The organism is Actinokineospora globicatena, from assembly GCF_024171945.1.
Lineage (GTDB): Bacteria > Actinomycetota > Actinomycetes > Mycobacteriales > Pseudonocardiaceae > Actinokineospora > Actinokineospora globicatena.
Genome location: NZ_JAMTCR010000002.1, coordinates 2,188,163 through 2,203,004, shown reverse-complemented (window position 1 = coordinate 2,203,004; position 14,842 = coordinate 2,188,163). Strand labels below are relative to the sequence as shown.

Annotated in this window: 1 protein-coding gene; it reads right to left on the bottom strand. The window is 71.1% G+C overall.

What is annotated here, in order from left to right:
• Positions 1-47: 47 nt before the first annotated feature.
• Complete coding sequence (locus LV79_RS10140) at positions 48-14,681, bottom strand: type I polyketide synthase (RefSeq protein WP_285469405.1); 14,634 nt, start codon at positions 14,679-14,681, stop codon at positions 48-50.
• Between the last annotated feature and the right edge of the window lie 161 nt (positions 14,682-14,842).

Below are 14,842 nucleotides of genomic sequence, written 5' to 3'. Positions count from 1 at the left end.
GTCCTCCACCACATCCGTCCGGGTCGGGGCTGCTGGTCAGGCCGGGGTCACGACACGCCGAGTTCCTTGTCGATGAAGTCGAACACGTCGTCGGCCGATGCCGACTCCAGCCGACCGGCCACCCCCTGGCCACCGGTCACGGTCTCCAGCAGTGCCCGCAGGCGATCGGCGAGCGCGCTGTCGGTCAGCGCCCCCACCGGGAGCGCGGCGACCGTCGCGGTGAGACGGTCGAGGTCGGCGATCGCGGCGGCGTCCGGTTCGGACAGACCGACCAGGTCGCCCCACAGCCGGTCCGCGAGGTCGACCGGTGTCGGGTGGTCGAACACGAGCGTCGCGGGCAGTCGCAGCCCCGTCGCGCCCGCGAGCCGGTTGCGCAGTTCGACGCCGGTGAGCGAGTCGAACCCGAGTTCCTTGAACGCCCGCTCCGGGCCGACCGCCGCGGTGTCGCCGTGCCCGAGGACGGCGGCGGCGTGGTCGCGGACGATGTCCTGCAACGTCCGGCGCTGCTCCGGCTCGGGCAATCTCGCCAGCCGGTCGGACAGGTCGACGGGCTTGGCGGCCCCGGCCTTCGCCCTGGTCGGGGCGCTGGGTCGGACCAAACCGCGCAGCAGCGGCGGAATGTCGTGGACCGCCTTCAGGTCCAGGTTGATCGGCACCAGGTGCGCGTCCGGTAGGGCGAGAGCCGCGTCGAACAACGCCATCCCCTGTGCCGCGGAGATCGTGCCGCCCGCGCGGGCCTTGTGCGACTGGTCCAGGTGTCCGGTCATACCGCTGGCCTGTTCCCACAGGCCCCACGCGAGTGACTGCGCGGGCAGGCCTCGAGCGCGGCGGCGCTGGGCGAGGGCGTCCAGGACGGCGTTGGCGGCAGCGTAGTTCGCCTGGCCTGCGGTGCCGAGAGTCGCCGACGCCGAGGAGTAGAGCACGAAGAACGCCAGGTCCTGATCTGCCGTCAACTCGTCGAGCAGGAGGGCGGCGGTGACCTTCGGGCGCAAAACGGCGGCAAGTCGTTCCAGGGTAAGCGATCCGAGGACGCCGTCGTCGAGAACACCGGCGGCGTGAACGATTCCGGTGAGCCGCACGTCCGCGAGCAGCGCCGCGAGGGCCGCGCGGTCGGTGACGTCACAGGCGATCGCGCGGGCTTGCTCGGGCATGTCGGCCGGAGCGTTGCCACTTCGGCTGACCAGCAGGACGTCCCGCACGCCGTGGACATCGACCAGGTGCCTGGCAAGGAATCCAGCGAGCACACCGCTACCGCCGGTGATCAGGACGGTGCCGTCCCGGTCGATCGGCGCGGGCAGGGTGAGGACGTTCTTCCCGACGTGCCGCGCGCCTGCGATGTGCCGGAACGCGGCGGACGCCTGCCGCAGGTCCCACCCGGTGAGCGGCAACAGGTCGAGCGCGCCCCGGTCGAACAGCGCCAACACCTCGGCCAGGATCTCGCCCAGCCGCCCCGGACCAGCTTCCACCAGGTCGAACGCCTGGTAGCCGGGCAGACCGGCGCGGATGTCGGTCTTGCCCATCTCGATGAACCGACCGCCGTCGGCCAGCAGTCGCAGCGACGCGTCGACGTACTCGCCCGCCAAGGAGTTGAGCACGATGTCGAACCCTCGACCAGCGGTGGCCTCCCGCAGCCGGTCCTCGAAGGACAGTGACCGCGAGGACGCCAGGTGCGTGTCGTCCAAGCCGGTCGCCGCCCACTTGGCCGGGCTCGCGGTGCCGAACGGTTCTGCGCCGAAGTGCCGGACCAGTTGGACCGCCGCCATGCCAACGCCCCCGGAGGCGGCGTGCACGAGCACCCGGTCCCCCTCCGCCATGCGGCCCAGGTCCACCAGCCCGTAGTAGGCGGTGAGGAACGGCGTAGGCACGGACGCGGCCTCCGCGAAGCTCCACTCTGGACGCATCCGGGCCAGCGCACGTCGGTCGGTGGTGGCCTCAGGGCCGAAGCAGGTGGTGAAGACTCCGAACACGCGGTCACCAACCGCCAGGTCCGTCACGTCGGCACCGACTTCGAGCACGACGCCCGCGCCCTCGGTCCCCATGCCTTGCTGGTCGGGCACCAGACCCAGGGTGATCGCGACGTCGCGGAAGTTGACGCCCATGGCCCGCATCGACACCCGGACCTCGTTCGGCCCGAGCACGTCCGACGGGTCCGGTACGAACGCCAGGTTGTCGATCGTGCGGTCCCCGACCACGTCGAGCCGCGTGCCCGGCCTCGGATCCAGGTCAGGAGCGGTTGCCCGTGCCAGCCGGGAGGCCAGCACCTGGCCACGGCGGATCGCCACCTGGGGTTCGTCGGTGGCGAGCGCGGCACCAAGTGCGGCCTGGGATTCCGGGTGGTCGTCGATGTCGACAATCGCGAACCGGCCGGGGTTCTCGCTCACTGCGGACCGGAACAGGCCGTGGACCGCGGCACCCGCGAGGTCCCGGACGTCCTCGCCCGGGGCCGTGCCCACGGCGTTGTGCGTCAAGACCACCAGTCGGACGTCGGCGAAACGCTCGTCGATCGACCAGTCCTGCGCGACGATCAGGGCTTCCTGCGCGGCTTCCTCGGGGGTGACGGCAGTCGGCGACCACAGGACGTTGGCCGGAACCTCGGTCAAGTTGTCCATTGTGGCGTATTCGACCGGATCGCTCGTGGTGACCGGGACCCAGTCGACGCGGAACAGCGACTCCGTGTCGCGGGTGGCGGTGAAGGGTCGCAGCACCAGCGAGTCGATGGTGATCACCGGGGCGCCGTGCGGGTCGGTCGCCGTGACCGCGATGGTGTCGGCACCGAGGCGGCTGATCCGCACCCGCAGTGCCGTGGCACCAGTGGCGTGCAGCGTGACGCCAGACCAGGTGAACGGGAGCAGCGTACCGCCGCCGAGAAGACCACCGAGGGAGGCGGCGTGCAGCGCGGAGTCGAGCAGAGCCGGGTGCAAGCCGAAACTGCCCGCGTCGGCGAGTTCGACCTCGGCGTGGACGTCATCGCCGGACTTCCAGGCGGCGGTGAGGCCTTGGAAGGTGGGGCCGTAGGCGTACCCGGCCTCGGCCAGGGCAGCGTAGAAGCCCTCGGCGTTCAGCGGCTCGCCGGTCGGCGGCCAGGACAGGGTCTCGGGAGTGACGGCCTTGTCACTGAGGGTCGCGGTGGCGTGGGTGATCCACTCGCCGCCGGTCTCTGGTCGTGAGTGGACGGTCAGGTCGGTGCCGTCAGCGCGGACCTGCAGGTGGACGGCACCGCGCTCAGGCAGGACGAGCGGGGTCCGCAGGGTCAACTCGGCGATGTGCGCGCCGACGTGCAACGCCAGGTCGACGAACGCTGTCCCGGGCAGCAGCACCGCCCCACCGACGGCGTGGTCGGCCAACCACGGGTGCGTCGCGAGGGACAGCCGCCCCGTCCACACCGTGCCGTCATCGCCCGCCAGCGGAACGGCGGCGCCCAGCAGCGGGTGCGCCGCGTCGACGAGACCAGCGGCGGTGACATCCGTGCTGGTCGCGGGCTTGGGCCAATACCTGCGGCGCTGGAAAGCGTACGTCGGTAGATCGACCACCCGACCGCCCCAGCCGTGCAACACCGCGGGCCAGTCGACATCGACGCCCGCGACAAAGGCTTCCGCGAGCGCGGTCAGCCACCGGCCCGGTTCGTCGCGGCGCAGGGTGGCCAGGACCGTGCCCGTGACGTCCTTCGCGTCGAGGGTCTCCTGGAGGCCAACAGTCAGCACCGGGTGCGCGCTGACCTCAAGGAACACGGTCCGGCCCGCGTCGATCAAGCCGCTGGCGGCCTCCTCGAACAACACGGTGTCCCGGAGGTTGTCGTACCAGTAGCGGGCGTCGAGCCCTGCGGTGTCGAACGGCGCAGCGGTCACGGCGGAGTGGAAGGGAATCGTGCCGGTGACTGGGGTGATCGGGGCCAGGTCGGTGAGCAGGCGCTCGCGGACCCGTTCGACGTGGGCCGAGTGCGAGGCGTAATCGACCGGGATGCGCTTGGCCCTGATGTCGCAGTCAGCGCAGACAGCCAGCAGTTCGTCCAGCGCCTCGGCGTCGCCGGACACCACTGTGGACAGTGGCCCGTTGACCGCGGCGATGGACAGCGTCGACCAGCAGCCGATCAACCGCTGGGCGTCGGTGTGCGAGACGGCAAGGGAGACCATTCCGCCGTTGACGCGGTCGATGCCGCACGTGTCCGCCCACTGGCGGTGCACGTCGCTGAGTGGCACCTCCTCCGAGCACAGGATCTCGGCGATCGCCTTGGCACGCAGAGCGACGACACGGGCACCATCGGCCAGCGTCAGCCCACCCGCGACGACAGCGGCCGCGATCTCGCCCTGGGAGTGGCCGAGCACGGCGGCGGGCCGAACCCCGGCGGAGATCCACAGCTGCGCCAGCGACACCATCACCGCCCACAACACCGGCTGGACCACGTCGACCCGGTCCAGGTCACCGCCGCGCAGAACGTCGAGCAACGACCAGTCAACGTGCGGGGCGAGCGCGCGTTCGCACTCCTCGATCCGGTCGCGGAACACCGGCTCGTCGAGCAGGTCCTCGGCCATCCCGATCCACTGGGCGCCCTGGCCGGGGAACACGAACACCGGCGCCGCCGACCTCGCGGTAGCGACCGGCTCTCGACCGTCGGCAAGCGCTTCCAGGTCCTCCGGACCGAAGGCCACCGCCCGGTGCGCGAGTGACGCCCGGGTGGTCGCGAGGGTCCAGGCCATGTCGACCGGGTGCGCGTCAACTGTGGACAGACGCTCCGCTTGCTCCCGAACCGCTTCCGACGAGTCAGCCGACAACACCCACGGCACGTTCGGGCGCTCGGCGGGTGTGCGCGCCTCGGTGTCGGACACGGACTCAAGCACGATGTGGGCGTTGGTCCCGCTGACGCCGAACGAGGACACGCCCGCGCGTCGGGGGCGGCCCTGGTCGGTCCAGGTGACGGGCTCGGTGAGCAGCCGGACGGCGCCCGCGGTCCAGTCGACGTGGCTGCTCGGGGTGTCGACGTGCAGGGTGCTGGGCAGCAGGCGGTGCCGCATGGCCTGCACCATCTTGATCACGCCGGCGACCCCGGACGCGGCCTGGGTGTGGCCGATGTTCGACTTCACCGACCCCAACCAGAGCGGTGTCTCGCGGTCTTGGCCGTAGGTGGCGAGCAGCGCTTGGGCCTCGATCGGGTCGCCCAGCCGGGTCCCGGTGCCGTGGCCCTCCACGACGTCCACATCGGACGTGGTGAGACCGGCGTCAGCGAGGGCGGCCCGAATGACACGCTGCTGCGAAGGTCCGTTGGGCGCGGTGAGACCGTTCGACGCGCCATCGGAGTTCACGGCGGTACCTCGGACGACGGCCAAGACGCGATGTCCGTTGCGCCGAGCGTCGGAGAGCCGTTCGACCACCAGAACGCCGACGCCTTCGCCCCATCCGGTCCCGTCGGCCGCGTCCGCATAAGACTTGCAGCGGCCGTTGGGAGCGACGCCGTTCTGGCGGGAGAACTCGGTGAACACGCCAGGGGTCGACATCACGACGACACCACCCGCGACGGCCATGTCGCACTCGCCGCCGCGCAGTGCCCGGACCGCCATGTGCAGCGCGACCAGGCTCGATGAGCAGGCTGTGTCCACAGTGACCGCCGGGCCTTCCAGCCCGAAGGTGTAGGCCACGCGGCCGGACACGACACTGGCGGAACTGCCCGTCGCCAGATAGCCCTCGCTGCCCTCAGGGGCCTCGGCGAGCAGCGACAGGTAGTCATGACTGTTGGTGCCCGCGAACACGCCGGTGCTGGAACCCTTGAGCGACAACGGGTTGATCCCCGAGTGCTCGAACGCCTCCCAAGAGGCCTCCAGCAGCAGGCGCTGCTGCGGGTCCATCGCCACGGCCTCGCGCGGGGACACGCCGAACAGCGCGGCGTCGAAGTCGGCCACGTCGTAGAGGAAGCCGCCCTCGTGCGCGTGGGAGGACGCCGGGTTGTCCGGGTCCGGGTCGTAGAGGCCGTCGAGCCACCAGCCGCGATCGATGGGGAACGGTCCCATGCCGTCGCCGCCGCTGCGCACCAGTTCCCACAGGTCGTCCGGGGAGCTGACGCCGCCGGGGTAGCGGCAGGCCATGCCGATGATCGCGACCGGCTCGTTCGGGTCGGTGCTGGTGGCGACCTGTTCCGGTGCGCGGAGATCGCCCGCGAGGTGGTCGGCGAGCGCGTTCGCGGTCGGGTAGTCGAAGACGAGGGTGGCGGGGAGCGGCAGGCCGGTCGCGGCGACCAGGCGGTCGCGCAGCTCGACGGCGGTGAGCGAGTCGAACCCGAGGTCGTTGAACGGGCGCGACGGTTCGATCGCCTCGGCGTCGCGGTGCCCGAGAACGGTGGCCGCGCTGGTGCGGACGAGGGTGAGCAGGTCACCCGGGTCGACCGGCCGCACCCCGGCGGCGACGGCCTGCTCGGTGAACTCGGTGAGCAGCGGGCTGGGCCGGGACGTGGTGAACGCGGGGGTGAACCGGGACCAGTCGACATCGGCGACGGTGATCGTGGTGTCGCCGTGGTCGAGCGCCTTGGCCAGCGCGGCGACCGCCAGTTCGGGGTCCATCGCGGCGAGTCCCCGTCGGCGCAGGTACTCCTCGGCGTCCTCGCTGACCAGCATGCCGTCCCCGGCCCACGGTCCCCATGCGACAGACGTCACCGGTAGGCCGTTGGCGCGTCGGTGCTCGGCCAGGCCGTCCAGGTAGGCGTTCGCGGCGGAGTAGGCGGACTGGTTGCCGCTGCCCCAAGTGGCCGCGATGGAGGAGAAGAGGACGAGGTGCGCGCTGGGTAGGAGTTCGTGCAGGTTCCTGGCGCCGGTTGCCTTGGCGCGCAGGATATCGGTGAACTCGCCGAGCCCGGTCTCCCCTAGCGGAACGGCCTCGACCATCCCAGCGGTGTGGAAGGCCGCCGTGATGTCGTGGCCCGCGATGGCCTCAGCCAGTTCGTCGCGGTCCGCGATGTCACAGGACTTGATGGTGACCCGGTCACAGTGCTTGGCCTGGAGTTCCTGCGCACGAGGGGCATCGGATCCGCTACGGCTGAGCAGGAGCAGGTGGTCGGCACCACGAGCGAGGATCAAGTCCGCGGCACGAGCGGCCAGAGCACCAGTGCCGCCGGTGATGAGCACGGTTCCTGTCGCACGCCAAGGCTCGGCTTGACCAGCGGCCGCCCTGGTGAGTCTGCGAGCGTAGACACCGGAACCTCGGACGGCGACCTGGTCTTCCGACCCACCGAGGGCGGCGACCAAGCGTTCCGCGGCGCGGGAGTCCAGCGTCTCCGGGAGGTCGATCAACCCGCCCCACCGCGCGGGGAACTCCAGAGCGGCGACCCGGCCCAGGCCCCAAAGCGCGGCCTGATCAGGGTCGACGGGGCGGTCCGTTCGGCCAACGGACTGGGCGCCCCTGGTCACGAACCACAGCGGTGCAAGGTTTCCAGCGTCGCCGAGTGCCTGGATCAGCAGGACGGGCAGCGCCAGCGCGGCGAGCAGGTCGGGGTACTCGGGGTGCGGTCCGTCGAGCGTTCCGGCGATCACGCCGTCGAACTCGCCCAACACCTGCTGCGCGAGGCTCCAGCGGTCGGTCTCGGCGCCGGTGAGGTCCAGCTCGACGACCTCGGCTCCGTGGTGGCGCAGCGCGTCGCGGACATCCTGGGGGCACGCGACAGCCAGCCAGGTCCCCAGCGTCCTCCGCTCGGTCTCCTGGACAGGTGTCCAGGTGGTGCGGTACCGCCAGGAATCCACTGTGGAACGGTCACCACGGCTTCGCCGCCATGCGGTGAGTGCGGGGAGCACGGCGTCAAGGGTGTCCTGGTCCAGGTCGAGACTGGCCGCCAGCGCGCTGACGTCCCCGAGGTCGACGGCGGCCCAGAAGGCGTGCTCGTCATCAGCGGACTCAGCGATCGCGGGGAACGTGTCGAGCCAGAACCGTTGACGCTGGAAGGGATAGGTGGGCAGGTCGGTCGGCGCGCCTCCGCCGATGACCGCCGCCCAGTCGACCCCGGCACCTCGCGCCCACACCCCGGCCACAGCCCGGACCGCGGTATCGACCTCCGCCTTGCCCGACCGCAGCACCGGCGCCGCTGGGCCTTCGACGAGGGCGCTCAGTACCCCATCCGGTCCCAGCTCGAGGAAGTCGGCGTCCTGCCCAGCGACTGCGGCGGCGAACCGGACCGTCTCCCGGACCTGGCGCACCCAGTACTCGGCCGAGTCCACCCGGGTCCCGGCCGTGGGGATGATCCTGATCAGCGGCTCGCGGTAGGTCACCGTGGCGGCGACTTCCGCGAACTCGGCGAGCATCGCGTCCATGTGGTGCGAGTGGAAGGCGTGCGAGACCCGCAGCGCCTTGGTCCGGCGAGATTGTTCAACAAAGCTACGATTCAGCTGTTCAACAATCCTACGATCCCCCGATAGGACAAGTGAACGATCCGAATTGATCGCGGCCAGGTCGACGCCCGCGGGCAGTCCGGTGGGGTACGCGTCCGCGAGGTCGGCCTCGGAGATCTCGACCGCCAGCATCACCCCGTCCCGCAGGAGGGCCTGCATGAGGCGGGCGCGGGCGGCGACCAGGGTGCACGCGTCGTCGAGCGAGAAGACCCCGGCGACGTGCGCGGCCGCGATCTCGCCGATCGAGTGCCCGATCACCAGGTCCGGCGCCAGCCCCCAGGACTCCAGGAGCCGGAACAGCGCCACCTGCAACGCGAACAGCGCGGGTTGGGCGTTGCCGGTCTGGTCCAGGTCGTCGCCGAACGGCACCCGGGCCGTGATGGCGTCGTAGGTCTCGGCGAAGACGGGGAACGCCGCCCGTAGTTCCTCGCCCATCCCCGGCCGTTGCGACCCCTGGCCGGTGAACAGGTATCCGAGCCTGCGCGGCTCAGCGATCCCGCGCGCGACAGTCTCGCCGTCGAGCACGACCGCCCGGTGTGCCAACGAAGCCCGACCAACCGCGAGGGTGTGGGCGACGTCGGCGACGGACACCTCGGTAACAGTGGCCAGGGAGGCAACCTGGGCGTCCAGTGCCGCCTCGGTCTTGCCCGACACCACCCACGGCGTCACAACAGCGGGCCGCACTTCGACGGCATCGCTGTCGGGAGCTTGCTCGATGATCACGTGCGCGTTGGTGCCGCTGACACCGAACGCGGAGACACCGGCCCGGCGCACCCGACCGGCGGGCCACGGCCTGGCCTCGGTCAGCAGCTCGACGGCGCCGGTGGTCCAGTCGACGTGCGGCGTGGGCTCGTCCACGTGCAGCGTGCGCGGCAGCACGCCGTGGCGCATGGCCATGACCATCTTCATGATCCCGGCCATGCCGGACGCGGCCTGGGTGTGCCCGATGTTCGACTTCAGCGACCCCAGCCACAGCGGCTCGTCGCGGCCCTGCCCGTAGGTCGCGAGCACGGCCTGCGCCTCGATCGGGTCGCCGAGCCGGGTTCCGGTGCCATGCCCCTCGACAACGTCCACATCGGACACGGAAAGCCCAGCGGCGACCAGCGCGGAGCGGATGACCCGTTGCTGCGACGGCCCGTTCGGCGCGGTCAGCCCGTTCGACGCCCCGTCGGAGTTCACCGCCGAACCGCGCACGACGGCCAACACGTCGCGGCCCTGCCGCTTGGCCTCGGCGAGCGGCATGATCAGCAGGGCGCCGACCCCCTCGCCCCACCCGGTCCCGTCGGCGGCGCCCGCGAACGACTTGCACCGGCCATCGCCCGCGAGACCGTTCTGGCGGCTGAACTCGGAGAAGATATCGGAGCTGGTCATCACCGCGACACCGGCGACGAGCGCCATCCCGCACTCCCCGGCGGCCAGCGCGCGCGTCGCCAGGTGTAAAGCGACGAGACTGGACGAACAGGCAGTGTCCACAGTGACCGCAGGGCCCTCAAGCCCGAAGGTGTACGCGACCCGGCCGGACATGACGCTGCTGGAGGTACCGGTGAGGTAGTGGCCCTCCGAGCCGGTGGCGGTGTTCATCCCGACCCCGTAGCCGGAGGCCGATGCGCCGACGAACACGCCGGTGTCGGTGCCGCGCAACGAGTACGGGTCGATGTTCGTCCGCTCCAGGACCTCCCACGCGGCCTCCAGCAGCACCCGCTGCTGCGGGTCCATCGACGCGGCCTCACGCGGGGAGATGCCGAACAGGTCAGCGTCGAACGTGGTGGCGTCGTAGATGAAGCCACCCTCCGGGGCATAGGGCCCCTCGGCGTGCCAGCCGCGGTCGGTCGGGAACACGGAAACGCCGTCGACCTCGTCGCGCACCAGGCGCCACAACGCCTCCGGGCTGTCCACGCCACCCGGGAAACGGCAGCTCATCCCGACGATGGCCACCCCGTCCGAATCCGCGTGACCCACGCGGGTCGCCGCGCTGGACGTGGTCGTGTCCTCCGGGTGGAGTTCGGCCAGCACGTGGTCGGCGAGCGCGACGGGATTCGGGTAGTCGAAGACGACGGTGGCGGCCAATCCGATCCCGGTCGCGGCCGTGAGCCGATTGCGCACTTCCACGGCGGTGACCGAGTCGACGCCCAGGTCCTTGAACGGCCGGTCCGAGTCGACCGGGTCGGGGTAGCCGAGCACCACGGCGGTCTCGTGGCGGACGGCGTCCACGACGAGTCGGCGCCGCTCAGCGGGGGTGCGGTCGGCCAGCGCCTGGACCAGCGGCGCGCCATCGGGGACGTCGGACGCGACGACGACGTCGGGCGCGAAGGCGGCCAGCAGCGGACTGGGCCGGGAGGTGGTGAAGGTCGGGACGAAGCGGGTCCAGTCGATATCGGCGATCGTCACGGCCGTCTCGCCCGCGTCGACCGCGGCGGCGAGACCGGCGAGGCAGCGCTGCGGGGACATGGGGTTGATCCCACGGCGCCGTAGGTACTCCCCCGCACCGCCCCTGGTGGCCATACCGGCGTCTGCCCAGGCTCCCCACGCGATAGAGGTCGCCTTGAGCCCGCGTGCCTGCCTGGCCTCGGCGAGGGCGTCAAGGTAGGCGTTCGCGGCGGCGTAAGAGGCCTGGTTACCGCTGCCCCAGACACCGGCGATCGACGAGAAGAAGACGAACAGCTCCGCGTCACCTAGAAGCTCGTCCAGGTGCGCGGCGCCGAGGACCTTCGCGCGCAGCCCGTCCGCGAACTCGGAAACGTCCGTCTCGTCCAGCGGCACCGAGTGGTCGACCCCGGCGGCGTGCACGACCCCGACCACTGGGTGCTCCGCCAGCACGGCCTCCAGCGAGGCGCGGTTAGCGACGTCGCAAGCCACCACCGGTGCATTCAGCTCGGCCGACAGCTCTGCCGCACCCGGAGCCTCGATCCCGCGACGGCTCGCCAGGACGACGGAGGCACCCCTACCAACCAGCCACCGCGCGACCGAGGCGCCCAGGGCCCCAGTGCCACCGGTTACTAGAACAGGTCCAGACAGGGCCAGAGGCGCGGTCGCCCGTGGCTCGGCCGATCGCTCTAGCCGACGACCGAAGAAGCTTGATCCGCGAACAACGACCTGGTCTTCGTCTCCGCCCAACGCGGCAACGAGTGCGGCAGGGTCGGCTCCGGGAGACAGATCTACCAGGCCACCCCACCGCGTTGGCACCTCTAGCGCCGCGACCCGCCCAAGGCCCCACACCTGCGCCTGCACCGGGTCGTCCAACCCGCGCGTGACACACCACAGCGGCGCGGTAACCCCAGCGTCGCCGAGAGCCTGAACGAGCGTGAGGGTCCCACCTACGCCGACGGTGACCGCGTCGTCGTCGACATGCGGTCGGTCGTCGAACGCCAGCAGCGACAGGACGCCATCCGGGTAGCCGACCTCGCGCATGCGTTCGGCCAAGGTCCACCGGTCTAGGTCATCGTCGGCGAGCACGATCTCGACCGTCTCGACGCCTCTAGCGGCCAACGCGTCGAGACACCACTGACCGTCGACGGCTTCGGTCCGCACTACGGCCCAGGTCCCCGTCGCGCCAGCTCGGGGCGTGATCGGCTTCCAATCGACCCGGTAGCGCCAAGACTCGGCCGCGACGACCGGCGCCGATAGCCAGTAGTGCTGACGTTGGAACGGGTACGTCGGTAGGTCTACCTGCGCGCCACCGGCCGCGAACACCGACCAGTCGACGCGGACACCCGCGACGTGCGCCTCCGCGACGGCGGTGAGCCACCGCCGCAGGCCACCCTCGTCTCGGCGCAGCGTCGCCAGCGCGGCACCGGTCTGCGCGAGAGTCTCCTGGAGGCCGACGGTGAGCACCGGGTGGGCGCTGACCTCGATGAACACGGTGTGCCCTGCGGCCAGCGCCGCCGAGGAGGCCTTGTCGAACCGCACCGTCTCGCGCAGGTTGCGGTACCAGTAGTCAGAGTCGAGTTCGGCCGTGTCGATCACGTCGCCGGTCACGGCCGAGTAGAACGGCACCTGGGCTGTTCTAGGCGTAAGACCCGCGAAGTCGAGACGGTCACGCAACCGCTCCACGTGAGCGGAGTGCGACGCATAGTCGACCGGGACGCGCCGCGCTCGCACGCCCGCGTCCTCACAGTGCGCCAACAGCTCGTCGAGCCCGGCGACGTCACCGGACACCACAGTCGATAGAGGCCCGTTGACCGCCGCCACCGACACACCCGGCCAGCGCTCGACCAACTCGGCTGCCTCGTCGTGCGGTAGGGCTACCGACACCATGCCACCGGTACCGCCAAGCACCTCCGCGATGGCCTGGCTGCGCAGCGCCACTACGCGCGCGCCGTCCTCCAGGCTCAACGCGCCAGCGACCACCGCGGCCGCGATCTCCCCTTGCGAGTGCCCGATCACGGCCGCGGGCGTCACCCCGACCGAGCGCCACAGCTCGGCCAGCGACACCATCACCGCCCACAGCACCGGCTGGACCACGTCGACACGCTCTAGGTCGACGCGGTCCAAGTCTCCGCGGTTCGAGTCACCGGCGCGGACGACGTCGAGCAGCGACCAGTCGACGTGCCCGGTCAGCGCGTGCGCGCACTCGGCCATCCGCGCGGCGAAAACCGGCGAGGTCGCCAGCAGCCCGGTCGCCATGCCCAACCACTGCGACCCCTGCCCGGGGAACACGAAGACCGGCGCGACCTCGGCGCGCGCGACCCCGGTGACGACATCAACCGCCGACTCGCCGCGCGCCACGGCAGCCAGTCCGGCCCGGAGCTCGTCGGTAGAGCTACCGACCACGACAGCGCGGTGCTCCAAGTCAGCGCGACCCGTCGCCAACGACCAGGCGACGTCGACCGGCCGTGCGTCCACACGAGACAGGTCAGCGGCAGCGGCGCGCAGGGCTTCGCCGGTGCGGGCGGCCACCGGCCAAGCGACGACGGTGGGCGGGTCGACCGGCTCGACCTCGGCCTCTTGGTCGGCCTCCTCCAGCACGATGTGCGCGTTGGTGCCACTGACGCTGAACGACGACACACCGACCCGGCGCGGACGCTCGGGATCGCGCGGCCACGGCGACGGCTCGGTGAGCAGCTCGACCGCGCCAGCGGCCCAGTCGACGTGCGGGGTGGGGGCGTCGACGTGCAGGGTCTTGGGCAGCAGCTCGTGGCGCAGCGCCTCGACGACCTTGATGATCCCGGCGGCACCGGCGGCGGCCTGGGAGTGCCCGAGGTTGGACTTCACCGACCCGAGCCGCAGCGGCCGGTCCCGCTCCTGCCCGTAGGTGGCCAGTAGAGCCTGCGCCTCGATGGGGTCGCCGAGAGTGGTACCTGTGCCGTGGGCCTCGACGGCGTCTACGTCGGCGGGGGTAAGACGGGCGTTGGCGAGCGCGGCGCGGATGACCCGCTCTTGCGATGGGCCGTTGGGGGCCGTCAGGCCGTTGGAGGCGCCGTCAGAGTTAACGGCGGTGCCCCGCACAACAGCGAGGATGCGGTGTCCGCGTGCCTTCGCGTCGGCCAGTCGCTCTACGACCAGGACACCGGCGCCTTCGGCCCATCCGGTCCCGTCAGCGGCGGCGGCGAAGGCCTTGCAGCGACCGTCAGCGGCTAGCCCCTTCTGGCGGCTGAACTCGGTGAAGATGCCGGGGCTGGTCATAACAGTGACGCCACCGGTCAGCGCCAGGTCGCACTCCCCCGCGCGCAACGCCTGCACGGCCAAGTGGAGCGCTACGAGGCTGCTGGAGCAGGCAGTGTCAACGGTGACGGCAGGACCCTCTAGCCCCAAGGTGTAGGCGACGCGACCAGAGACGACGCTAGGGGCATTGCCGGTAAGGAGGTGGCCCTCCGCACCCGGCGGTAACTCGCGAAGGCCAGCGCCGTAAGCAGAGGACGACGAACCGATGAACACGCCGGTACGGCTACCGCGCAACGACAGCGGGTCGAAACCAGAGCGCTCGACGGCCTCCCACGCGGTCTCCAGCAAGATGCGCTGCTGGGGGTCCATCGCGACCGCTTCACGCGGGGAGATGCCGAACAGGGTGGCGTCGAACTCCGCCGCGGTGTGGACGAACCCGCCTTCGCGCGCGTAGCTCGTCCCCGGCGCGTCGGGGTCGTCGTCGAACACGACGTCCCAGCCCCGGTCGGTGGGGAACGGCGAGACGCCGTCGCGGCCCTGGGCGACCAGGTCCCACAGCTGCTCGGGGGAGTTGACCCCGCCGGGGTAGCGGCAGGCCATGCCCACGATGGCGATCGGCTCGTGCGGCCTGTCCTCGGCCACCCGCAGTCGGCGGCGGGCCTGGCGCAGGTCGGCGGTGAGGCGCTTGAGGTATTCCAGATACTTCTTCTCGTCAGTCACCCGATGCCACCTTCTCCAGGGCCGACGCCTGCGCGCACAAAACCCGCCTGCCCACCTCGGAAAATCGGCGGGCATTCCGGGGCCAGAACACGACTCAGACCCTAGGAAGCACCGTCCTGGCCGGACAACCCCCTAGCACCCCTAGCTGACCAGGCCTTAGG